Annotated in this window: 21 protein-coding genes, 1 tRNA gene and 1 other RNA gene; 21 read left to right on the top strand and 2 right to left on the bottom strand. The window is 68.0% G+C overall.

The features are described from left to right. Nucleotides 1-569 precede the first annotated feature (569 nt). From K4B79_RS43745 to K4B79_RS43730, 4 genes are all read left to right on the top strand, one after another. Nucleotides 570-1,208, top strand: a complete 639-nt coding sequence (locus K4B79_RS43745; RefSeq protein ID WP_232033021.1) for a hypothetical protein — start codon at nt 570-572, stop codon at nt 1,206-1,208. Then, complete coding sequence (locus K4B79_RS43740) at nt 1,177-2,370, top strand: helix-turn-helix domain-containing protein (RefSeq protein WP_232033020.1); 1,194 nt, start codon at nt 1,177-1,179, stop codon at nt 2,368-2,370. The genes K4B79_RS43745 and K4B79_RS43740 overlap by 32 nt, the downstream gene beginning before the upstream one ends. A gap of 1,193 nt (nt 2,371-3,563) precedes the next feature. Then, nucleotides 3,564-4,016, top strand: coding sequence for a GntR family transcriptional regulator (locus tag K4B79_RS43735; RefSeq protein ID WP_232033019.1), 453 nt, complete (start codon nt 3,564-3,566; stop codon nt 4,014-4,016). Next, complete coding sequence (locus K4B79_RS43730; RefSeq protein ID WP_232033018.1) at nt 4,013-4,915, top strand: phosphotransferase enzyme family protein; 903 nt, start codon at nt 4,013-4,015, stop codon at nt 4,913-4,915. The genes K4B79_RS43735 and K4B79_RS43730 overlap by 4 nt, the downstream gene beginning before the upstream one ends. A 5-nt stretch (nt 4,916-4,920) precedes the next feature. Here K4B79_RS43730 and K4B79_RS43725 read toward each other — a convergent pair whose 3' ends face one another. After that, the gene (locus K4B79_RS43725) at nt 4,921-6,294 is read right to left on the bottom strand and encodes a hypothetical protein (RefSeq protein ID WP_232033017.1); all 1,374 of its coding nucleotides are present in this window, start codon (nt 6,292-6,294) and stop codon (nt 4,921-4,923) included. A 574-nt stretch (nt 6,295-6,868) separates the two neighbouring features. Here K4B79_RS43725 and K4B79_RS43720 point away from each other — a divergent pair. The 14 genes from K4B79_RS43720 to K4B79_RS43655 all read left to right on the top strand — a co-directional run bounded on the left by K4B79_RS43720 (nt 6,869) and on the right by K4B79_RS43655 (nt 17,530). Further along, nucleotides 6,869-7,099, top strand: a complete 231-nt coding sequence (locus K4B79_RS43720; RefSeq protein ID WP_232033016.1) for a hypothetical protein — start codon at nt 6,869-6,871, stop codon at nt 7,097-7,099. Between the two features lie 5 nt (nt 7,100-7,104). Then, nucleotides 7,105-7,554, top strand: a complete 450-nt coding sequence (locus K4B79_RS43715) for a DUF3307 domain-containing protein (protein ID WP_232033015.1) — start codon at nt 7,105-7,107, stop codon at nt 7,552-7,554. Between the two features lie 93 nt (nt 7,555-7,647). Then, nucleotides 7,648-7,938: a hypothetical protein gene (locus tag K4B79_RS43710; protein ID WP_232033014.1), complete on the top strand. Its 291-nt coding sequence runs from the start codon at nt 7,648-7,650 to the stop codon at nt 7,936-7,938. After that, nucleotides 7,935-8,813: a protein spdB gene (locus K4B79_RS43705; protein WP_232033013.1), complete on the top strand. Its 879-nt coding sequence runs from the start codon at nt 7,935-7,937 to the stop codon at nt 8,811-8,813. Before K4B79_RS43710 ends, K4B79_RS43705 begins: the two co-directional genes overlap by 4 nt. Beyond that, nucleotides 8,813-9,226: an RRQRL motif-containing zinc-binding protein gene (locus tag K4B79_RS43700; protein ID WP_232033012.1), complete on the top strand. Its 414-nt coding sequence runs from the start codon at nt 8,813-8,815 to the stop codon at nt 9,224-9,226. The genes K4B79_RS43705 and K4B79_RS43700 overlap by 1 nt, the downstream gene beginning before the upstream one ends. After that, on the top strand, nt 9,223-9,426 hold the full coding sequence (locus tag K4B79_RS43695; protein ID WP_232033011.1) for a hypothetical protein: 204 nt from the start codon (nt 9,223-9,225) through the stop codon (nt 9,424-9,426). Before K4B79_RS43700 ends, K4B79_RS43695 begins: the two co-directional genes overlap by 4 nt. Nucleotides 9,427-9,429: 3 nt before the next feature. Beyond that, nucleotides 9,430-9,747 (top strand): hypothetical protein, encoded by a 318-nt coding sequence (locus K4B79_RS43690; protein ID WP_232033010.1) that lies wholly within the window; start codon nt 9,430-9,432, stop codon nt 9,745-9,747. 2 nt (nt 9,748-9,749) lie between these two features. Next, nucleotides 9,750-9,920, top strand: coding sequence for a pRL2-8 (locus K4B79_RS43685; RefSeq protein WP_232033009.1), 171 nt, complete (start codon nt 9,750-9,752; stop codon nt 9,918-9,920). Between the two features lie 147 nt (nt 9,921-10,067). Further along, nucleotides 10,068-12,197 carry an FtsK/SpoIIIE domain-containing protein gene (locus tag K4B79_RS43680; RefSeq protein ID WP_232033008.1) on the top strand — a complete coding sequence of 710 codons (2,130 nt, stop codon included), beginning with the start codon at nt 10,068-10,070 and terminating at the stop codon, nt 12,195-12,197. 204 nt (nt 12,198-12,401) lie between these two features. After that, nucleotides 12,402-12,869: a hypothetical protein gene (locus K4B79_RS43675; RefSeq protein ID WP_232033007.1), complete on the top strand. Its 468-nt coding sequence runs from the start codon at nt 12,402-12,404 to the stop codon at nt 12,867-12,869. A 91-nt stretch (nt 12,870-12,960) separates the two neighbouring features. Next, nucleotides 12,961-13,878, top strand: a complete 918-nt coding sequence (locus K4B79_RS43670; protein ID WP_232033006.1) for a DNA primase — start codon at nt 12,961-12,963, stop codon at nt 13,876-13,878. 157 nt (nt 13,879-14,035) lie between these two features. Continuing rightward, on the top strand, nt 14,036-15,598 hold the full coding sequence (locus K4B79_RS43665; RefSeq protein ID WP_269464668.1) for a YfjI family protein: 1,563 nt from the start codon (nt 14,036-14,038) through the stop codon (nt 15,596-15,598). A gap of 336 nt (nt 15,599-15,934) precedes the next feature. Next, nucleotides 15,935-16,162: a helix-turn-helix domain-containing protein gene (locus K4B79_RS43660; RefSeq protein ID WP_232033005.1), complete on the top strand. Its 228-nt coding sequence runs from the start codon at nt 15,935-15,937 to the stop codon at nt 16,160-16,162. Nucleotides 16,163-16,246: 84 nt separating this feature from the next. After that, nucleotides 16,247-17,530, top strand: coding sequence for a tyrosine-type recombinase/integrase (locus K4B79_RS43655; protein WP_232033004.1), 1,284 nt, complete (start codon nt 16,247-16,249; stop codon nt 17,528-17,530). 62 nt (nt 17,531-17,592) lie between these two features. On the opposite strand, the gene K4B79_RS43650 is transcribed toward K4B79_RS43655, so the two are convergent. Continuing rightward, nucleotides 17,593-17,680 (bottom strand) — tRNA-Ser (locus K4B79_RS43650). Nucleotides 17,681-17,752: 72 nt separating this feature from the next. On the opposite strand from K4B79_RS43650, the gene ffs reads away from it, so the two are divergent. The 3 genes from ffs (at nt 17,753) to purD (ending at nt 21,666) form a co-directional block, all read left to right on the top strand. Continuing rightward, nucleotides 17,753-17,851, top strand: an RNA gene (gene ffs / locus K4B79_RS43645) — signal recognition particle sRNA small type. Nucleotides 17,852-17,897: 46 nt separating this feature from the next. Then, nucleotides 17,898-20,246, top strand: coding sequence for a DNA polymerase III subunit gamma and tau (locus K4B79_RS43640; protein ID WP_232033003.1), 2,349 nt, complete (start codon nt 17,898-17,900; stop codon nt 20,244-20,246). Nucleotides 20,247-20,412: 166 nt separating this feature from the next. Continuing rightward, nucleotides 20,413-21,666, top strand: coding sequence for a phosphoribosylamine--glycine ligase (purD, locus tag K4B79_RS43635; protein ID WP_232033002.1), 1,254 nt, complete (start codon nt 20,413-20,415; stop codon nt 21,664-21,666). Nucleotides 21,667-21,830: the final 164 nt, after the last annotated feature.

Below are 21,830 nucleotides of genomic sequence, written 5' to 3'. Positions count from 1 at the left end.
CCTCACCCGCCGCCGCGTCGACGTCCTGCACGCCATGCTCAAGCACAGCACCCTCTACCAACCCGGGCACCAACAAACAGCCTGACCAAGCCCACAGACCTTGACCGAACAGATAGAAGCACCCCCCCGGACACCACACACGACGAAGGGCCCCACCGCGAACGGTGGGGCCCTTCGACATCGTGCCCGGTGAGGCACTGGCGGAGGATACGAGATTCGAACTCGTGAGGGGTTGCCCCCAACACGCTTTCCAACTGTCCGCAACGCCGTACGGGAGCGTTCGCAGGGGTTCGCTCGCCAGGTCATGGCCAGTGCGCGCACTTCGGCGAACGCTGGCAGCTGGTGGCGCACTGGACAAAGACCAGGACAACAAGCGGTGGGCAAGGGACCCATGCGTCCGGCCCAGCTGGTCGCGCGCGCGTGGCTCCCGATCGGGGGCTTCGACGTGCGCCCCTTCGGCAGGGGAGCTCTGTCAGTGCCATCTGTTCCACTAGGGATGCCGCCCCACTTCAGGTGGCGCGCGCCACAGAGTGTGGACCCTTAATTTTCCGTGTGATATTTTCGCGCCTATGGTTAATGCCGAGGTGGAGCGGATCTGCGGTGCCATGGCGGATCTGTGCGAACCCCTGCACGACGCGTTTGCGCGCGCAGGCGAAGAGAACAAGAAGCGCAACGGTGACCTGACCGGCCGCGACTACGGTTGGCTCACTACGCACAATGTCCGTGGCCGCGCCCACCTCTACCTGACCGGGGCGGAACTTGGGGTGTGGAGCCTCACCGGCAAGCACCGGCGCAACGGTGAGCTGTGGGTCTCGGACGGCAGCTACAGGGCTCGCGTCCTGCACGCCCCCTCGGAAAGGGACGTACCTCCGCCGGGGCATAACGCCCAGCGGCGTGCCTTCTACGCCAACGAGCCGTTGTCCATCTTTGAGGGCATGGAGCCTCTCTGGGGACCCGCCAATGACCGCCTGCTCGTCCTGTGGCGCCTCGATGCCGAGACGGGAGCGCCGGCGTTCCGTGTGGTGCGCCCGATCGGAGAGTGGAAGTACGGTCGGAAGGAGAAGATCGACATTGACTTCCCGTTGCCCCAGACTGCTTCTGCCATGAGTGATCTGGAGTTCCGGCCTACGGATGCAGGTATCCACCTGGACATCCCTGCAAGCAAGGAGGAGGGCAATGCCTACGGTGCTGGCGGCATCTCCGGGTGAACGCCTACGCACGCTTCGAGAACTACTGGGCCTGACACAGGCCCAACTGTCGAAGATGTCTGGGGTTGGCGCGTCGTGGATTTCTGAAGTCGAGAATGGCTACAAGGAGCACGACGATGCCAAGCTTCAGATGATTTCCGACGCAACCGAAACGCCCTTCGGGTTCTTTTACGTTCAACCGAAGTCTGTTCCCCTCGACTCACTTCGGTTCCGAAAGCTGGCCTCTGCCAAGCGATCGGTAACCAAGCGCGTGCACGCGTTCTACAGCGAGAGTTATCGAGTCGCCGAGGACATGTTGACCTCGGAGAGGTATCCAACCCCGCCTCTGCCGTATGCAACGGCAGATGAAGTAACTGACGAGGAGATCGAGAAGCTAGCCGAAGAGACCCGCCAAGCGCTCCGGCTGGCGCCAGATCTACCTATTCCACATCTGACTCGCGCCCTAGAGCGGGGCGGTATCGCGGTGGCTCCCATCGTGCTTAACGACCCAGCTGGAGGGGAAGAGCAGGCTACTAGTAACCATTTCGGAGTCTCTTATTGGGGAGGCCTAGGGGACGCTGCACTCATCGGTTACTTCCCAGGTAGTCACGGCGACCGTGACCGTTTCACGCTGGCGCATGAGGTCGGGCACCTAGTACTTCATACCTTCCGTCCCCGGGTGGGAGATCCGGAAGGTGAGGCCAACAAATTTGCGTCGGCCTTGCTGGTGCCGCGTGAGCGAGCTGTTGAAGCAATCTCGGAACGTATGACACTGAATGAATATGCGCGCCTCAAAGCGAATTGGGGCGTCTCTATTCAATCCCTGATCATGCGTGGTGCTGCCGTCGGTGTAATCGACGAAACAAGAAAACGCTCACTCTACGTGCAGCTTTCTCAGCGTGGCTGGCGCAAGCAGGAACCCGTTCATGTTGGCCAAGAAGAGCCGCTTCTCTTGTGGACGTTGCTTACTCGTCAATTCGGGATTAAGCCGTATGTTCCGGCTTCGGAGAAGCTAGCTATTCCTCCTGCTGTCCTGCGTTCAATTGCTCCAACTCCCGAGAAGGATAGGATGGGATCTCCCTATCCTTCCAGCACGCATGTCGGGGCAGGTCAGCAGAATGTTGTTGACTTTCGTTCCCGAAAGCCCCGATCGAACTTAGACGTCCCTCGCATGGTCCAGTAAGGGATGTTGCCGCGCGTCGGGTGGTGGTTCTCGATATATAGAGCCTCATATTCTGACACGTGGACGCGCGTAGACAGTCTAGGATCTAGCGAATTGAGCAGAGGGCCCGGACGAACCGTCCGGGCCCTCTGCTCATCTGCGGCACGACTTATCGACCTGGTCCGCTAGGCGGGCCACAAGCTCTTTGGAACGAAGCACCCTACTGCCTGGAGCGACCTTCTTCCATGGCTGCCAAAGCTGCATAACGGGCTATGCGTTCAATAGCAGCATAGTCCCAGCCGCCCCACCCTCTCCTGCAATTCCTGTGGTTGGCGTCGCACACTTCAAAACATGCTTGACGCATTTCTGCATTGAAGCTGTTCGGAGAGTCCTCATCGTATGGATGCCGAAGAGAGCAATCGATGTAACAATCTCCGTAACGCTCGTCGCAGGAACGCCCTCCCCCTCCTCCTCCGTTATTTCGTTGAGCAATTGCGAATGCGGCGCGCACGGCGCGCTCGATGGATTCGCTCTGAGCGCCTTCCTTGGACTGGCTGCGAATATCCTGTCGGCAGTGCTTGCAGCGTACGGCTTGCGCATTGATTGATTCTTTGCAGAACGGGCATACGCCGCCGTGTCCAGGATCTGTCGGCTCCAAGTCAGCCTGACAGTACTTGCAGCGGAGTGCTTCCGCCTTGATCGATTCCTTGCATAGGGGGCACTCGCGAGTGTTGCCTTGGGTCATACCGTCACCCCCCTTAAGGTTGGAGTCCTGCCGTTAGGTATCCCACGGCGGTTTAGGTACGTCAACTGTCTTGGTGAAGCAACCCGGGTCGCCAGACGCCCCAATGGTTTCGAAAGAACTCCCCCGCAACTTCAGTTCGGGATGTTGGTTGCGTGATCACCAAAGGAGCTGCGGCAGATTTAATTTAGATCGGCATCTCTAGGCTGCTCGACGCTAGATACTGGAATGCGAGGATTTTTGGAGGCGGTAGCGGAGTCTGCATCCAAGGGTAAATTGGAAATGATTCTGCGAAGATTTCATGGACTGATGTCGTTCAGTGGAATGGATATGAAGAAACTAGTCAATTCGTCCAGTGTGCTGCGTGGGATAGCGAGGTGTTTGAAGCAGCAGCCAGGCGTGGGCCGGACATGGGAAGCTGGAGGCACGAGTGGGAAGATGTCGACCTGGTCAACGGAGAAGGGGAGGCCACGTGCCGCAGGGCAGTCCACGAGGTACGTACCTAGACGTCTCGGAATCTCTCCGCGAGAAGATCGAGAAGGGCGAGATCACGGAGGCACTGCCGTCTCAGTCGGCACTCATGAGCGAGTACGGCGTGAGCCGCAGCACCATCGAGCGGGCCCTCGCCGCGCTCAAGGCTGAGGGTGTCATCGAGTCGGTACAGGGCGCCGGGTGGTACGTCTCCGGGAGCGGCGATCGCCGGCCGTTGGTCGAGAAGGTCACTGACCTGTTGCGGGCCGATGGGGTCAGGGTTGGCGACCGCTTCCCCACGGAGAAGGAGCTGTGCGAGAGGTTCGGAGCGTCGCGGACTGCTGTCCGCTCCGCCATCGCGCAGATGGAAGGGCAAGGCCTGATTGGCAAGGGCGCCGCGCGTGGGCGGGAAGTTCGTGCGTTGCCTGTCGGACGGGGGACTCAGACGGCATGACGACGACTGAGCGGACCGAGTTCGACGCGGACGCAGCCGCCACCATCCTGCGCAAGGCCTGCGAAGTGGCTGGCGTGGACCTGGACGGAAGCGAGATGTTGAGGTTCGGGGACCATGCGGTGTTCCGTGTGGACGGCGGCCGCATCGTGTCGCGGGTTGGCCGGAGTCCGGATCGGCTCGCCTCCGTGCGGCAGGAAGTAGCCGTGGCGAAATGGCTCGCAGATCAGGCATATCCGGCAGCGCGACTCGTCACGGCAGCCGAACAGCCGGTCGTTGTCGAGGGGCATCCCGTGACGTTCTGGGAAGGGCTCGCGGACGGCGAGGAGTACGCGAGCACGGGCGAGATGGGTGTTCTGCTGCGGCGACTCCATGCATTGGAGCCACCGCCTTTCTCGTTGCCGGTCCTTCAACCCTTCGACAAGGTCGAACACCGTCTGGAACGTGCCGCCATTCCCGATGCCACCCGTGAGTTTTTGCGGTCCATGGCCGACGGTTTGGCCGCTGAGTACGACCGCCTCCAGTTCGCGCTTCCGGCTGGACACCTGCATGGTGACTTCAACGTTGGCAACGTTCTGCACGATGCGGCTGGCCAACCGAAGGTCATCGACTTGGACGGGTTCGTCACGGGTCCGCGGGAGTGGGACCTCATGCAAACGGCCATGTACTACGACAGCTTCGGCTGGCACACGGAAGCCGAGTACGCCGACTTCGTTACCGGATACGGTTTTGACGTGCGGAAATGGTCTGGGTACACCGTTCTCCGGAGCGTCCGGGAGCTGCTGATGGTGACGTGGCTCTCGCAGAATGCAGGCACCAACCCGCGCGCCGCCGAGGAAGTCGAGAAGCGCGTGGAGAGTCTGCGCTCAGGTGGCTCTCGCCGGGATTGGGCGCCCTTCTAGACGCGTCAAGCAGCCTCCTGCCAGAGGCGGAAACCTCGGGCTTGTTCCTCGAACTCACCGAACTCCGCCGCTCGTTTCATCCCGCCTGTGAGGCGTCCTTGAAGCTCCCGCACGTACTGAACGCAGCGAGCTGACTTCAGTCCTTCGCCGAGCCGTAGCGCGCTCAGGGCGAACTCGAAGCCCCGGCCAATCTCGCCTTGGATGATGTACGACTCGGCCTGAACCATCGTTGCGAAGAAGTCACTTCGATTGTTGAGGCCGTCACCGAAGATGGAGCCCGCGCCGCGCTCCGTGGCTTCGACAGACCGCCCCAGATCACGGAAGCAGTGGCCTATCTCGGCTGCAAGCTCCACTTCGTCGAAGTAGGCGATGTATGGCGGGTCGCTGTCGGCGGTCCGCTGGCTGAGCGCGCGTTCCGCCTCCGCAAGAGCGAGGTCGCAGCCACGTGCGTCCCCGAGACGGGCCAGGGCCCGTGCCTCCATTGCCAGATGGTGCGCTGCCATCGTCGGTCCCAGACTGCCGGCCGGACCTGTGTACGCGGCGCGGGCGAGGGTTGCAGCATCCCGGTATTGCCCCAGGAACGTCGCCTGGTGGCTCATTGCAGAGAGAATGCTGCTGCCGAGCAGCCGGTCACCGGCCGCCTGTGCCATGCGTAGTGCCTGGATGAAGTACCGCTGTGCGATGCCGTGCAGGCCGCTGTCGTACGACATGAATCCAGCGAGCAAGAGAGCTTCGGCAACCGCGGAGTGGAGCTGTTGGCCCACGGCATCGGAGTATGCCCCGCTCAGCATCGGCCGGACGTCTGTGTGCAGGTACTGAATCAGGGCACGTCGGGCGTGGCCCCCGCCGAACTTCCCATCGAGCATGCTGAACGCGTCGGCTGTCGAGCGCACCATTTCCACGTCCATGGTGCCAACGGCACGGCTGCCCACTCGGGACAGTTCCCCATCCGGTGGGGCCACGATCCACCGCAACGACGCGGCGGTCCAAGCCGCGGAATCTGGCAGTGCCCGAACCAGCGTTTCGGCGTCGGCCAAGTCGGCACGCCAGAGGTCCGCGACGGTCGCAGCTGTGCTCTCCGGCTTGTCCGCGAAGTCAAGCCCCAACTCTGGCTGTACGGCGGACACTGCCGCGGCACCCATCCCGATGTCGTCGATGGTGAGTTGACGTCCCAGCTTGCGCCCGATCGCGTCTGCGATGAACTGCGGCATGTTGCCGCGTGGGATGGAGCCCTTAAGCCACCTGGACACGTAGGTGTGGTCACAGGTGATGTCCTCACCTGAGCGAGCAGCAGAGGTGACTACCGCGCGGGCAAGCGACTTGTGCGAGAAGTTGGCTTCCTGCATGAGCGCGGCCAGTCCGGCGTTCCGGTCTGCCATCGAACCCCCAGAGAGCGGCCGTAGTACCAGCTTGACTCAACGTCACTCTACGCAGGTCAAGGCCGGGGTGTAGAGGGAACCGTGGGGGAGTGCACGAGTGCACCCCCAAGTACACGCTCCCGAAGTTCCCGCCGTTTGGCGACAGTTGAACCAACACCGCACGGGAAGAGCCGGCGGCCCCGAATCGAAAGCGACGGGGTTGACGGCGCGGAATCTCTCTGCCAACGTGAGTGGTAGGTAATACACACCACGCATTAACAGTGTGTGACACCGACCGTGCAGCGCCCGGAGGAAAGCCCGCAGGGGTGATTACGAAGGAAGTGCCGGTTCCTTGAGAACTCAACAGAGTGCTTTGAGAACGACGGGGCTTGGCCCCGTCCCCGTGGCGGCCGGGTGACGTCCGTCGGCCCCGGTATCCAGCCGTGAGGGCGCGAAATCGACTTTCGCCCGGGGCACTTGGCCGATCGCTGCCTGCGGTTTCGGCCTCTCGTACTGGGTGCGGCGGCACTCCCCGGACAAGGACAACCCGCCGTCCCGGTTTCCCTTCCCGACCTGCTCAAGGAGTGGAAGCACCATGGACCAGCACGACCTGAACGACATCGCCCACCGCATCGCGTCGGCCGCTGCCCAGTTCGGGCCCGGCTACCGGCCCACCGGCGCGCAGAAGGCGGACGCCGCGTCGGTGTTGCGGGACATGATCCAGGCGGCCGAGACGCACGGTGTGACGTTCGCGGACTTCGACGGCGTCGCGGACTTCCCCCGGCTGGCCATCCAGCTGGTGCAGACGCGCGACGCGAGCCGGTGACCGCGATGGAAGCCACCGTCTTCGCCGCTGTGTTCGTTGCCCTGTACGTCGCTCACAGCGTGGGTGACCACTGGGTGCAGACCTCCTGCCAGTCCGCGCACAAGGGCCGTCCCGGCTGGGTCGGCCGCCTTGCGGACGCCCGGCACGTCGCCACCCTGACGCTCACCAAGCTCGCCGTCCTGCTGCCGGTCGCATGGCTGCTGAACCTGCACCTGACGGTGTCCGGCATCCTCGCCGGACTCGGTATCGACGCCGCCACGCACTGGTGGGCCGACCGACGCAGCACGCTGGCCCGGCTTGCCGAGGCGCTCGGACTCGGTGGCTTCTACCGCCTCGGAACTCCGCGCGCCGGCCACGACGACAACCCGAGCCTCGGCACCGGCGCCTACGCGCTTGACCAGTCATTCCATCACCTGTGGCTGCTGGTCGCAGCGCTGATCATCGCCACCGTCTGACCCCCGCTTCTTCGTGGGGCGGTCGCACTCCCGGACAAGGACGCCGACCGCCCCACGCCTTCTTCCCGACGCAGCACTGAGGAGAGATCCACCATGCGCACCTACATCGGCCGCCAACAGGCCATCTCTGCCGAGGACTTCGCGGAACTCGCACTCGGCACCCCGCTTGAGCTGTGGCTCGGCGTCGAGGGCGAGACGCACGAGGAGCGCGCGGCCCGCCTGGACGCCGCCCGCGACATCCTCGCCGACGACCCCGACCTGCCCGACCACCTGATCCGCATGGCGGCGCAGGCCATCGAGGAGCACCCCGACCTGTTCGACGTCATCCCGCTGGCCCGCCCGGTCCGGCGCCGCCGCCCGGCCGCCAAGGGGGTCGCGGCATGAGCACCAAGTCCACCAAGACCGTGTTGCCCGCCGTCGCGATGACGACTGTGTCCATGGTGCTCACCCTGGCCGTGGTCGTGATGTGGCTGGGCACGGCCGTGCCGTGGCCCGTCGCGCTGGTCGTCGGTCTCGGGATCGACGGCGGCTGGCTGGCCACCCTCGCCTACGAACGCCGCCTCGCAGCCCAGGGCGACCACAACCCCGCCGTAACCGTGGTGGGTTGGTGCTTCGGTCTGGTCGCCTCCGGCGTCCTGGTGGCGCACGCACTGACCGCCGAGACGTCCGCCGCCGCGTGGCTGGCTGTCGCCTGGCTGCCGATTGCGGCCAAGGCTCTGTGGCTGGTGCACGGGCTGTGGGAGCGGACCGCGCTGACCTCGATGGCGCTGGACGCGATCCGCGGCATCCAGCAGGAAGCCCGCGACGAAGCGGCCGTGGCCCGCGCCCGGCTGCGTGCCGAAGCCACTACGGAAGAGACCCGGCTTACGGCCGTGACGGCGTCCGGGGCCCGCGTCGCCCGTGTCCAGGCCAAGACCGCAAAGACCCTCGCGGGGGCGTGGTCGACGCTGGAAGAGGCGCGGCAGGGCGAGGACACCTCTCGGGCGCTGACCTGCGTGACGAGCCGAGTCACGCCCGGCGTCACACCCTCCTGGGAGCTTCCCGTGTGGGGTCCCACGGAGCCGGTTACGGCCCTGTCGCTGGAGACGGCGCCCGCGCTCACCGATGCCGCCCTGGACAGGCTGGTCGAGGAGATCCGTACCAGCGAGACGCCTGCCCTGTCCTACCGCGAGATGGCCAAGCGCTTCCGCGCGGCCGGACACTCGGCTTCCGAAGTCCGCCTCCGCGCCGCGTGGAACCGCGTCCTCGGGGTGGCCTGATGCCCACCGCCTACAGCAAGTGCTACGACCCCACTGGCGCCCGCTACGGCATACCGACGTACCCCTGGCGGTACGCCCCGGACGGGTTGGCCACGCGCCGGCAGTTACGGGCCAAGGGGCTGCGGCCGGGCGGTCAGCCCGTCTGCGCTCAGCTGATGATCCGCCACCGGGGCCGCAAGTCCGGCGCGTCGGTCGCCTACCTGTACCGCATCGACCTCGCCAAGCCCGTGCGGCCGATGACCTCGCGCAAATGGGGCGCCCTCGCGCTGGCGATGCTGGCCCGCCGCACCTGCCCCCTCTGCGGCGTCATCTACAGCTACTGCCTGCCGACCTCGCTCGGCTGCTGCGTGCTGTGCGCCCACCCCAACCCTTCTTCCGCTGTTCCGGCTTCTGACCAGGGAGGTCAGCCGTGAAGCGCATCACCTGCGAGACCCGCCGCGAGGACGCCGACCGCACGGAGCGCCTGCTGGACGCCGCCGACCTCGCGTTCGAGTCTGAGCCGCTCTCCGAGCTGCACGCGGACTTCGAAGCGGTCGTCATGGAGGGCCTGCTCACCGACCGGGCCGTGCCGGTCTACCCGCCCGCCGGCCACACCTACCCGCGAAGGGGCTAAGCCATGGCCAAGCCCAACACCCGCCGCCTGGACAAGGAAATCGAGAAGACGCGGGACAAGATCGAAGCGGTTCACAACGACCAGTGGTGGCCGCTGACCGGTTCCGAGCGTCGCCAGATCATGGGCGCTCTCGCGGGCGGCTCTTACCGGGTGGTGCGGGGCAAGAGCACCGACCGCGCGGAACGGAGGCTGGAGTCGCTGAAACAGTCGGTTCTCACTCGGTTGACCACTGAGATGACAGCGTTGCAGACCGAGCGGCAGCGCATCGTCAACGAGTACGCGCAGGCCAAGGCCGCGCGGAAGTCCTCGGGGTGGTGGTGACCATGGCGGCAAAGCAGACGCCTCCGGGTGAGTGCCCGCAGTGCTGGCAGCACGCCCACGATCGCAGCATCCACCGCAGGCTCAAGCCCCGTCAGAACTGCCCGGCGTGCGTGGATCACATGGTCAACGGATGCCCGAACCCCGTGCCGAAGAAGAAGCGGAGTTGGTGGTGAGCACCCCCACCGCGCGTCCCCTGCATGTCGCTTGACCTGCACGTTCCTGCCTTGAGCGTCGGGGCGGCCGTCCCTGCCACGGTCCTGACCGCCCCGGCTCTTTCTCTCAACTCCCGCCCCGTGAGGGCAGTCAGGAGCAGTACCAGCATGACTGAGAACGTCATCAACCTGCACAAGGACACCGACCCGCCCGCGGATGCGGGCAGCGTGACCACGCTGACCGTGGTCCCCGACCCGGCACCGGCCCCGATCGTGCCCTTGTGGGTGCGCTCCGGCCGCGCGATCCGGACCGCCGTCACGCACGAGCGCACCACGACCGCCGCACGCGTCGTCGCCCGGCACGGCCTCTACACCTTCAACGGCGGCCGGATCATCACCCGCCGCGCGTGGGACGGCCGTACCGGGGCCCGCTACGAGCGCATGCTCCGCGCCGCCGAAGCGCAGGGCAACCTGGAGGTCGCGGAGGAATGGGAGGAGCGTCTCCAGCGCTTCCGTGACGCCCGCCACCGCCGCCGCATGGACCTGCTCCACTCGCCCGAGCAGGTAGCCAAGGGCATCGCCGTGGGCACCGGCGTGAGCATCGGTGTCCTGGTCGCTCTCGGGGTCGTGATGGCCCTGAACACGAAGGAAGTCGGGGACGTCATCACGCCGTTGAAGGCGACCATCGAGTTCATCGGCGCCCTGATCCACATCGTTCAGGTGGTCTGGCCGTACGCGGTCGTCCTCGGCCCGCTGGTCGCCTTGCTCGGCATGTGGTCCGTCGGCCGGCACCAGCAGGCGGCACCGCAGTGGGCGCTTCCCGCCAACATCCGCTCCGGCGAGGGAGAGCCGATCACCCCGTCCATCGTGGTCAAGGCCCTGCGCGACCTGGGCGTTCCCGCTCTCCGTAGGGCGATCGACGAGATGGGCGACGTGGGCGCGTCCATGCTGTCGCCGATCGTGATCGCCGGGTGCGGTGTCGAGGTCGACGTCACCCTGCCATCCGGGGTGTCGACGAACGAGGTTCAGAACAAGCGCCGCAAGCTCGCGGAGAACCTCACCCGGCACGAGCACGAAGTGTTCATCACCATCCCGCAAGCCGCCCGCACCGTGCGGCTGTGGATCGCCGACTCCGGCGCCCTCGACGAGCCGATCGGCCCGTCCCCGCTGGTCACCGACGACACCATGACCGCCGACTACGCCAAGGGCAAGGCCCCGTGGGGTCAGGACCTGCGCGGCGACGCCGCCGCCCTGAGCCTGTACCAGCGCCACCTGCTCATCACCGGCCTGTCCAACCAGGGCAAGACCGTCGCCCTGCGCTCCCTCGCGCTGTGGCTGTCGCTGGACCGGTCGGTGCAGTTCCTGATGGGCGACCTCAAAGGCGTAGGCGACTGGGCCATGTTCGACGGACTCGCCGACGTGCTGATCCAAGGCCCCACCGACGAACACGTCATCCAGGTGACCGAGATGGTCGAGAGCGCGGTGGACGAGATGAACCGCCGCATCCAAGCCCCACCCGGCACCCAGTTCCCGCCTCTGATCGTGCTGGTCGACGAAGCACAGGTGGCGTTCATGTGCCCGGCCAAGGACGACGAGAAGCGCCCTTACGGCGGCTCGAAGGCCAACTCCCGGTACTTCATGGCCGTCCGTAAGATCCACAACCAGGGTCGTGCGGTCAACGTCCTGATGTGGCAGGGCACCCAGGACCCCACCAACGAGAACCTGCCCAAGCTCGTACGCGAGGGCGCCCACACCCGCGCCTCCCTCGCCCTGGGGACCGAGTCTCAGGCCCGTATGGCGCTGGGGGACAAGGCCGTCGACGGCGGGGCCGCGCCGAACCTGCTGCGTCCGGGCCTGGATCGGGGAACCTTGGTCGTCGCCTCCGACGGCATCTCGATTCCGGCCGGGCAGTCGTCCATCACGGTGCGCACGCACTACATCGACGATGACGCAGCCGTCGTCATCACCGACCGCGCCAAGGCCATGCGTGACGGCGTCACCACCTTGACCCTCATCGAGCGGGGCGAGGAACGCGACCAGCTCGCCGACATCGCGGCCGTGGTCGGTGACGTGCCCCGGGTGCGTACGCAGGACGTCCTGAAGCGGCTGGCGATGCTCAGCGAGGACGCGTACGGCAAGTGGTCGTTCTCCGACCTCAAGCGCGTGCTCGAAGAGGCAGCGCCGGACGGGCCTGACATCGCCTACAAGTCCGACGGGGTCATGGTCGTCCACCGCGACCGCCTCGCCCGTGCCCTCGCCAACCGCGACGGCGAGGGTTCCGCTTCCGCCTCCGAGTGACAGGGAGGAAAGCCTCTCCGGGTCAGGGAGCCAGGGAGAACTCCCTGAACCCCTCCCTGACCCCCCTCCCTGGCTCTGACCTGCACTAATGATCATTCAGGGAGGCAGGGAGGCGCCCCAGGTCAGACCCCGAAAACCCCCTCCACAGTGCACCCCGAAGGGGGTGCCCCTGCCTCCCTGACCCACGCTCGGAAGGGATTCCGCATGTACCCCGAACCTGCCCGCCCCACGGCCGCTGAGCGGTCCGTGGAAGTCCACCACCCCACCCCGATACAGCCCGTCGTCGTCCCACAGGCGACGCCGATGGTGCCCGTCCAGCCGGGCCACATCCCGACCGTGGCAAGCATCGTCCTGCCCGACGGCCGCGTCGTCACCGGCTACACCATGAACCACGCACAGCCCGAACCGGTCGCCGCCAAGCCGCCTGTCTCCCGCGCGGCGGTCAACGTCGCCCTCGGGGGCGTCGGCTTCGTCGCCGTGTGCGGCGGACTGCTGATGCTCACCACGTTCATCGCGGCCCTCACGGCGCTGATCACTCAGCTCATCACGCTCGCCGCCATCATCTTCGGCGGATACGTCGCCGTGCAGATCTTCAAGGGCAACGGCAGCAAGAGCGGCAACACGTTCCACATCCGCAAAGCCGTCTTCAAGCACAACCACTTCAACGGCTAGCTGTGCCCGAGGGCGGCGGCACTCCCGGACAAGGACAACCCGCCGCCCCCGGCCTCGCTATCCCGACGTAGCAGAACAGGAGATCTCCAGCATGACACCTGACTGCAAGACCCGGCGGCGCGCCAGCGGGAATCACCCGGACGGGAGCCCTCTGGACACTGCCCTGCACCTCGCGGCGGCCGGCGTCCCGGCCCTGCCCCTGCGAGCGGGCAAAGTCCCGTTCGGCAACTGCCGCACCTGCAAGGGGAACGCCTGTGGCGGACGCCCCAACATGAAAGCGGCAGGTCCCTGCCGATGCCCTGCGCCCTGCCACGCGTGGGCCGCCGCGACCACCGACCCGCGCGTCCTCACCTCGCCCGTGTGGGCGGCGGTGTGGCGTGAGGCGGTAGCGGTCGCCTACCACCCCGGCGGGGCCGGACTGACCGTGGTCGACCTCGACAACGCGGCGGCCGTCGCATGGGCCCGCGCAACCCTGCCCGCCACCCGCACCGTGCCGACGACGCGGGGCGAACACTGGCTCTACCAGGGCGCGATGCCGTCGGCGAACGCGGTCCGGCCCGGCGTCGACATCAAGTCCCTCATGCAGTACGCCCGTTGGCTCGGACCCGGCACCGGCCGCATGGCCGTTCTCCCGGCCGCCGTGCGCGCCCTGCTGGTGAAGGAAGACACCACCCCCGCCCGCGGGGAGGTGGCCTCTTCTCTCCCGACGCGCGCCCCGTTGTCGCGTGAGGTGGCCACCGGGTGCCGCCACACCGAACGCTACGTCCGCACCGGCCTGGAACGCGGCCTCGCTCTCGTGCGGGCCCGCACCGAATCCGGCGCCGGATCACAGGCGTTCGGCGTCGCCCGCTTCCTCGCCGCCCAACACACCGCCTGCCCCGGACCCTGCGGCCTCGCGGCCGTCGGTGAGGAGATCGTGACCGCCGCCGTCTCGGTCGGCGTCCCGGAGGCCTACGCCCGCCGCGCGGTCGCCAACGGCCTTGAGGCGGCCGTGGAGCGCGCGGCATGAACAAAGCACCACGAATCACTATGAACAGCTCTCAGGGCGCCGTACAAGGCTCGCCACGGCCGACTGTGGGCGAACCGAAGGGCGTCGCCCGTAAGGGCGTCCTTTCTGCCGTTGGTTCTGGCCCGCACACGGCCACCGTCGAAGGGAGGGCCGCCTCATGACTCCACAGCCTGTGGACAGCCCCGACCTGTGGGCCGGACTGCCCACCCTGCAAGAACCGCCCGGCGAGGACGACGCGGCACCGGACGTGTGGGAGGACCCCATTCCCCTCACCGGCCGCCGCGAGCGGCCGCCGTTCCCCGCCCACGTCCTGCCCGCATGGCTGGGCCAGTTCGTGACGGCCGTCGCGCAGGAGACGCAGACCCCGGTGGACCTCGCCGGATCGATCGCCCTCGCGGTGCTCGCCACGGCGGCCGGCGGCCGGTCCGTGGTCCACGTACGCGGCAACTGGCGCGAGCCCACCAACCTCTACACCGTGGTGGCGCTCCCGCCCGCCAACCGCAAGTCGGCCGTCTTCGCCCTGCTGACCAACCCCTTGTATGAGGCGGAGAAGCAGCTCAAGACCGCGATGCAGCCCGTGATCGTGGAAGCGGAGCTGACGGCACGACTGGCCAAGGAAGCAGCCGACAAGGCCGCCGCGAAGGCCGCGTCCGCTGACGGCGACAAGCGCGACGAGATGGTGGCCACCGCCGTGGGCCTCGCGCAGACCGCGGACACGCTCACCGTCCCGGCCGAACCGGTCTTGCTGGCGGACGACTCGACACCGGAGACGGTCACCTCGCTCATGGCCGAACAGGGCGGCCGGTTGTCGGTGATGAGTGCCGAGGGCGGCATCTTCGACATCATCGCCGGGCGCTACTCCGGCGCCCCCAACATGGAAGTCTTCCTCAAAGGCCATGCCGGGGACCGGCTGAGGGTGAACCGGCAGACCCGCCGCGAGTACATCGACGCCCCCGCGCTGACCATCGGCCTCGCCGTCCAGCCGGACGTGTTGCGGGACATCGGGAAGGTGAAAGGGTTCGAGGGGCGCGGACTGCTGGCCCGCTTCCTGTACTCCCTGCCGGTCTCCACGGTCGGCGACCGCGAGATCATCACCGACCCGGTCCCGGAACAGACGGCCGCCACCTACACCGCGAAGGTCATCGACCTCACCCTGTCCCTGGCGGAGTGGACCGACCCGGCCGTCATCCAGCTCACCCCCGAGGCGGACGCGGCCCTGATCGCCTATCAGCAGCGCATCGAACCGCAGCTCAAGGCACGCGGCGGCAAGCTGGGCCACATCTCCAACTGGGCCGGAAAGCTCGCCGGAGCGACCGCCCGCATGGCCGCACTGCTGCACCTCGCCCACCACGGCGGCAACGGCTACGCCCACCCGGTCACCGAAGACACCATGCGCGCGGCCATCGAGCTGGGGGAGTACTACACCGCCCACGCCCTCGCCGTGTTCGACGTCATGGGCGCCGACCCGGTCCTGTCCCGCGCCCGCAGCGTGCTGGAAGCACTTCGGGACAACGGATGGGAGGACGTCAGCCGACGAGACGTCTTCACGGTTCTGTCCCGCAGCGAGGTCCCCACCGTCGCCGACCTCGAACCGGCCCTCGCGCTGCTGGAAGACCACGGATACCTGCGGTCCTACCAACCCGAGCGCACCGGCAAGCGCGGACGCCCCCCGGCACCCCGCCTACAGGCCCATCCCACCCTGCGCCACGGCGGCCGGTGAGCCCTGTCCGCCCACCCAACCCCTCGCACAAACCGCAATATCCGCAGAAACCCCTGGCAGCCCCGCTGACCTGCGACGGGCCCAACGCCGACCCCGGCCGGGGGCCCGTCGCACAATTCCGCGATATTCCGCAAAAAACCGACGCCACCGCACCCACGGGCGGGCCGACCGGCCGTCCCTGATTTTTGCGGAATATCGCGGGTTTCTGCGGAGCGTCACCCGTCACCAGTCGCACACCGCAACGTCGCAGGTCAACGACCCTCCCCGGGGTTTCTGCGGATATTGCGGTTTGTGCGGCGGCACTTGCCCCTGAACTCAGCCCTACAGGAGTGAGCCGTGGACGAACCCACCACCCTTCCCGTGGCCGCGACCGAGGACCCGACCCTGGTTCTCCTCAAGGTCGAAGAGGCCGCTCGCCGCCTCCGCATCGGCCGCACTACCTGCTACGCGCTCATCCGTTCCGGAGAGCTGGAGTCCGTACCCGTAGGCCGCCTCCGCCGCGTCCCCGCTGACGCCCCGGCCGCGTACGTCGCCCGTCTCCGCGCGGCTCAGCGCACCACTTGACGATGCCGGGGCGGCGGCACTCCCGGACAGGACAACCCGCCGCCCCGGTCTCCATCCCGACGCATCAGAAACAGGAGCCTGCCTGTGGCAGAGAAGAAGAAGGGCACCCGCCGCGCAAACGGCGAATCGGCGATCTACCTAGGGGCGGACGGTCGTTGGCACGCCCGGGTGCCGATGGGCTACAAGGACAACGGGGAGCCGTACCGCAGACACCTGACCCGCAAGACGCGCGATGATCTGGTTGAAGAAGTCAAAAAGCTGGAGAGGCAGCGTGACGCGGGTTCGGCCCAGCAGCCGGGCAAGGCGTGGACGGTTGAGAAGTGGCTTCAGCACTGGGTTGAAAACATCGCCAAGCCGACCGTCAGCGAAAACACCTACGACGGCTACGAGGTAGCCGTTCGCGTTCACCTCGTGCCCGGCATCGGTAGGCACCGCCTAGACCGCTTGCAGCCCGAACACCTGGAGAGCCTGTATCGCCGCATGCAGGCGAACGGGGCGCGCAAGGCCGGTACGGCTCATCAGGCACACCGCACCGCCCGCACCGCGCTGGGGGAGGCGGTGCGGCGCGGCTACGCAGCGAAGAACGCCGCTGCACTGGCCAAGCCGCCACGGATGGAAGAGGACGAATCCGAGGTTGAGCCCTACTCCGTGGAAGAGGTTCAGTGCCTACTCCTGGAAGCCAACAAGCGCCGGAACAGTGCCCGCTGGATGCTGGCCCTGGCGCTCGGACTGCGGCAGGGCGAGACGCTCGGACTGCGCTGGGCTGACGTCGACCTGGCCAACGAGTACCTGAAGCTGCGCCGGAACCGTCTGCGCCCCCGGTACGAGCACGGGTGCCCGGAAGCCTCGCCGTGCGGCCGGAAGGCGGGGTACTGCCCGGACAAGGTGCAGGTCCGGCGGGAGACCAAGAACACCAAGTCCCGCGCCGGCCGCCGTGCCGTACCCCTGCCAGGCCCGCTGGTCGCCATGCTCCGTGCACACCGTGAGGCACAGGAGCGGGAGCGCAAGGCGGCCGGTGACCTGTGGACAGAATCGGACTACGTGTTCACAAAGCCGCTGGGGGGCCCGCTGAGCCCGAACACGGACTACCACGACTGGAAGCGGCTACTGGAAGACGCAGGGGTCCGGAACGCCCGGCTGCACGATGCCCGGCACACGGCCGCAACGGTGCTCATGCTGCTCGGGGTCCCGGATCGCGTCATCGACCAGATCATGGGGTGGGAGCCGGGCACCTCCGCGAGCATGCGAGCCCGGTACCTCCACGTGCCCGACGCCATGCTCAAGGACGTGGCCCGGAAGATCGCCGAAGCCATCTGGGGACCCCCGGAAACACCCGCTGTGGACAAAAACCAGGACAACGGCGCCTGAGGACAACGTCGAAGGGCCCCCTGTTTCCAGGGGGCCCTTCGACATCGTGCCCGGTGAGGCACTGGCGGAGGATACGAGATTCGAACTCGTGAGGGGTTGCCCCCAACACGCTTTCCAAGCGTGCGCCCTAGGCCTCTAGGCGAATCCTCCGCCGCAAACAATACAAGACGTTGAGGAGTGCTCGCGAACTCGTTCCCACCCCCTGCCATCGGGTACTGTTTGGGCAGCCCCTCACGCGGCGCTATCTGACTGAACTCCCCCAGGGCCGGAAGGCAGCAAGGGTAGGTTGGCTCTGGCGGGTGCGTGGGGGGCGTTCGCGTTCCCTGCGGGGGTCGGGTTGTCAGTGGGCGCCTATAACCTCGTAGACGTGTCGTCTCTCGCGCTGTACCGCCGTTATCGCCCGGAGTCGTTCGCCGAGGTCATCGGGCAGGAGCATGTCACCGACCCGTTGCAACAGGCGCTGCGGAACAACCGGGTCAATCACGCGTACCTGTTCAGTGGTCCGCGCGGCTGTGGCAAGACGACCAGCGCCCGCATCCTGGCCCGCTGTCTGAACTGCGAGCAGGGGCCCACACCGACCCCGTGCGGCGAGTGCCAGTCCTGCCGTGACCTGGCGCGCAACGGCCCCGGTTCCATCGACGTCATCGAGATCGACGCGGCATCCCATGGTGGTGTGGACGACGCCCGTGAGCTGCGCGAGAAGGCCTTCTTCGGGCCCGCGAGCAGCCGGTACAAGATCTACATCATCGACGAGGCCCACATGGTCACGTCGGCCGGTTTCAACGCGCTGCTCAAGGTCGTCGAGGAGCCCCCGGAGCATCTGAAGTTCATCTTCGCCACCACCGAGCCCGAGAAGGTCATCGGGACGATCCGCTCCCGGACCCACCACTACCCCTTCCGGCTCGTGCCGCCCGGCACCCTGCGCGAGTACCTCGGCGAGGTGTGCGGCAAGGAGAACATCCCCGTCGAGGACGGCGTCCTGCCCCTCGTCGTGCGCGCCGGCCAGGGATCCGTGCGTGACTCGATGTCCGTCATGGACCAGCTGCTCGCGGCGGCCAAGGAGGACGGCGTGACCTACGCCATGGCCACCTCCCTCCTCGGCTACACCGACGGCTCGCTCCTCGACTCCGTCGTCGAGGCGTTCGCCACCGGTGACGGCGCCGCCGCCTTCGAGGTCGTCGACCGCGTCATCGAGGGGGGCAACGACCCCCGCCGCTTCGTCGTCGACCTGCTGGAGCGGCTGCGCGACCTGGTGATCCTCGCCGCCGTGCCCGACGCGGCCGACAAGGGGCTCATCGACGCCCCGGCCGACGTCATCGAGCGCATGCAGGCCCAGGCCGGCACCTTCGGCGCCGCCGAGCTCAGCCGCGCCGCCGACCTCGTCAACCAGGGCCTCACCGAGATGCGCGGCGCCAACTCACCCCGCCTCCAGCTCGAACTCATCTGCGCGCGCGTGCTGCTCCCCGCCGCCTACGGCGACGAGCGCTCCGTCATGGCCCGCCTCGACCGCATCGAACGCGGCGTGAACTTCTCCGCCGGCGCGGGCGCCCCCGCCATGGGGTATGTACCGGGCCTCGAGGCCCACGGCGGCCACGCCACCATGACGCCCCCGCCGCCACCCCAGGCACAGGCCCACGCTCCGGCTCAGCCCCCGGTCCCGCCCGGCGGCGGCCCCGCCGCGGCCCGCGCCGCGGTACGCGCGTCCGGCGGACCCGGAGAGGGTGCGCCCGGACAGGGAGCCGCCGACCAGCACGTCCCCGCGAACCACGGTTCACCCGGCGGACCGACCGAGGGTCAGCCCAGCGCCGGCCTGCCCGACCACACCGAGCAGCAGCCGCGACAGCAACCCCAGTCACAGCCGACGACCCAGCAGCCCGTCGCCCCGGCCGCCCCCACCCCCGGCGCTTGGCCCACGGCGGCCCCCGCGGGCGGTGCTCGGCGCCCGGGCGGCTGGCCCACCGCCGCCACCGCGGGCAGCGGCCGACCCGCGACCCCACCGACCCAGGCCGCACCCACCCCCCAGCCAGCGGCCCCGGCATCCCAAGCACCCCGGTCGAACCCGGCGTCGGCCCCGGCCGCGTCCGCCTACGCGCCCCCGGCCGGCGGCGTCGACCCCCGCATGCTCTGGCCGAACATCCTGGAAGCGGTCAAGAACCGCCGCCGCTTCACCTGGATCCTCCTCAGCCAGAACGCCCAGGTGGCCGGCTTCGACGGCACCACCCTCCAACTCGGCTTCGTCAACGCCGGCGCCCGCGACAACTTCGCGAGCAGCGGCAGCGAGGAGGTCCTGAAGCAGGCGCTCGCCGAACAGTTCAACGTCCAGTGGAAGATCGAGGCGGTCCTCGACCCCTCGGGCGGTTCGTCCCCCGCCCCGACCGGCGGCTACGGCGGAGGCGGCGTCGGCTACGGCGGTGGCGGCAACGCCGCTCCCAGCGCCGGAGGCGGCGGCTACACCCCCACGAACATCGGCCCCGCCTCCTCACCCACCCCCCAGCACTCCTCGCCCGCCCGGCCCACCCCCCCACCCCCCAGCACGCCTTCCACCTCGGCCCCGACCCCCCAGCCCCCCGCCCCCGAGCCCCCACCGCCGGTCTCCATCGAGGACGACATCCCCGAGGACGACGACCCCGACCTCGACGAGTCCGCCCTCTCCGGCCACGACCTCATCGTGAGAGAACTGGGAGCGACGGTGGTGGAGGAGTTCACGAACGAGTAGGGACCGGCGCCTTCCCCTTGAGAGGCCGGCGCCTCTCAGCACCGGTCCGGGCAATCCCAGCCCGTCCGGCGTTTGAGGACGAGGCCCCTTCAGGGCCGACAGCGGGGGTCTGGGGGCGGCAGCCCCCAGGGACGCCCACTCCGACAAACCCCGTTACGCTGACCCCGTGAAGGTCCTCGTCATCGGTACCGGCGCCCGCGAACACGCCCTGTGCCGTTCCCTGTCCCTCGACCCCGACGTCACCGCTCTCCACTGCGCCCCCGGCAACGCCGGCATCGCCGAGGTGGCGGAGCTGCACCCGGTCGACGCCCTGGACGGCAAGGCCGTCTCCGCGCTGGCCGAACAGCTCGCCGTGGACCTGGTCGTCGTAGGCCCGGAGGCGCCGCTCGTCGCGGGCGTCGCCGACGCCGTCCGCGAGGCGGGCATCCCGGTCTTCGGCCCCTCCGGGGAGGCCGCGCAGCTGGAGGGCTCGAAGGCCTTCGCGAAGGACGTCATGGCGGCGGCAGAGGTCCCCACCGCCCGCTCGTACGTCTGCACGAACGCGGACGAGGTGGCCCACGCGCTCGACGCCTTCGGCGCCCCGTACGTCGTCAAGGACGACGGCCTGGCCGCAGGCAAGGGAGTCGTCGTCACCAGCGACCTCGCCGAGGCGAAGGCGCACGGCGCCGCCTGCGACCGCGTGGTCATCGAGGAGTTCCTGGACGGCCCCGAGGTCTCCCTCTTCGCCATCACCGACGGCGACACGGTCCTGCCCCTCCAGCCCGCCCAGGACTTCAAGCGCGCGCTGGACGGCGACGAAGGCCCGAACACCGGCGGCATGGGCGCGTACTCCCCGCTGCCCTGGGCCGACCCGAAGCTGGTGGACGAGGTCCTGGAGACGGTCCTCCAGCCCACCGTCGACGAGATGCGCCGGCGTGGCACGCCGTTCTCCGGCCTGCTCTACGCGGGTCTCGCGATCACCTCCCGGGGCGTCCGCGTGATCGAGTTCAACGCCCGCTTCGGCGACCCGGAGACCCAGGTCGTCCTGGCCCGGCTGAAGACCCCGCTGGCCGGTGTCCTGCTGGCCGCCGCGACCGGCAACCTCGCCGACCTGGAGCCCCTGCGCTGGAGCGAGGAAGCGGCGGTCACCGTGGTCGTCGCCTCGCACAACTACCCGGGCACCCCGCGCACCGGCGACCCGATCACCGGCCTCGACGAGGTGGCCGCCCAGGACGCCCCGCACGCGTACGTGCTGCACGCCGGCACCAGGAACGACGGGGACGCCGTCGTCAGCGCGGGCGGCCGCGTCCTGTCCGTCACGGCCACCGGCAAGGACCTCACCCAGGCCCGCGACCGCGCGTACACCGCCGTGGGCCGCATCCGTCTCGACGGCTCCCAGCACCGCACGGACATCGCGGCGAAGGCGGCGTCCGGCGCCTGAGGCGCCCCGGCCGCAGGAGCGAACCGGGCTGTTTCTCCCGGTCCCGAACAACCCGACAGGCCCCGGATCCGTCTCAGGATCCGGGGCCTGATCCTTGCTTTACGTCATCCACCTCTCCCCAGAGCCATTCCATCGAGTGACCGGTGGTCTATACGGCTGACGGG

The sequence above is a fragment of the Streptomyces lincolnensis genome, from assembly GCF_021173675.1.
In the GTDB taxonomy this organism is placed as follows: domain Bacteria; phylum Actinomycetota; class Actinomycetes; order Streptomycetales; family Streptomycetaceae; genus Streptomyces; species Streptomyces lincolnensis_B.
This window is presented reverse-complemented; position numbering and strand designations above follow the sequence as displayed.

What these genes read in the sequence shown, in the direction of transcription:
- K4B79_RS43685 (WP_232033009.1), top strand. Translation starts at nt 9,750, where the DNA reads ATGGCGGCAAAGCAGACGCCTCCGGGTGAGTGCCCGCAGTGCTGGCAG.
- K4B79_RS43690 (WP_232033010.1), top strand. Translation starts at nt 9,430, where the DNA reads ATGGCCAAGCCCAACACCCGCCGCCTGGACAAGGAAATCGAGAAGACG.
- K4B79_RS43725 (WP_232033017.1), bottom strand. Translation starts at nt 6,294, where the DNA reads ATGGCAGACCGGAACGCCGGACTGGCCGCGCTCATGCAGGAAGCCAAC.
- K4B79_RS43715 (WP_232033015.1), top strand. Translation starts at nt 7,105, where the DNA reads ATGGAAGCCACCGTCTTCGCCGCTGTGTTCGTTGCCCTGTACGTCGCT.
- K4B79_RS43720 (WP_232033016.1), top strand. Translation starts at nt 6,869, where the DNA reads ATGGACCAGCACGACCTGAACGACATCGCCCACCGCATCGCGTCGGCC.
- K4B79_RS43740 (WP_232033020.1), top strand. Translation starts at nt 1,177, where the DNA reads ATGCCTACGGTGCTGGCGGCATCTCCGGGTGAACGCCTACGCACGCTT.
- K4B79_RS43675 (WP_232033007.1), top strand. Translation starts at nt 12,402, where the DNA reads ATGTACCCCGAACCTGCCCGCCCCACGGCCGCTGAGCGGTCCGTGGAA.
- K4B79_RS43700 (WP_232033012.1), top strand. Translation starts at nt 8,813, where the DNA reads ATGCCCACCGCCTACAGCAAGTGCTACGACCCCACTGGCGCCCGCTAC.
- K4B79_RS43665 (WP_269464668.1), top strand. Translation starts at nt 14,036, where the DNA reads ATGACTCCACAGCCTGTGGACAGCCCCGACCTGTGGGCCGGACTGCCC.
- K4B79_RS43680 (WP_232033008.1), top strand. Translation starts at nt 10,068, where the DNA reads ATGACTGAGAACGTCATCAACCTGCACAAGGACACCGACCCGCCCGCG.
- K4B79_RS43710 (WP_232033014.1), top strand. Translation starts at nt 7,648, where the DNA reads ATGCGCACCTACATCGGCCGCCAACAGGCCATCTCTGCCGAGGACTTC.
- K4B79_RS43745 (WP_232033021.1), top strand. Translation starts at nt 570, where the DNA reads ATGGTTAATGCCGAGGTGGAGCGGATCTGCGGTGCCATGGCGGATCTG.
- K4B79_RS43730 (WP_232033018.1), top strand. Translation starts at nt 4,013, where the DNA reads ATGACGACGACTGAGCGGACCGAGTTCGACGCGGACGCAGCCGCCACC.
- K4B79_RS43670 (WP_232033006.1), top strand. Translation starts at nt 12,961, where the DNA reads ATGACACCTGACTGCAAGACCCGGCGGCGCGCCAGCGGGAATCACCCG.
- K4B79_RS43705 (WP_232033013.1), top strand. Translation starts at nt 7,935, where the DNA reads ATGAGCACCAAGTCCACCAAGACCGTGTTGCCCGCCGTCGCGATGACG.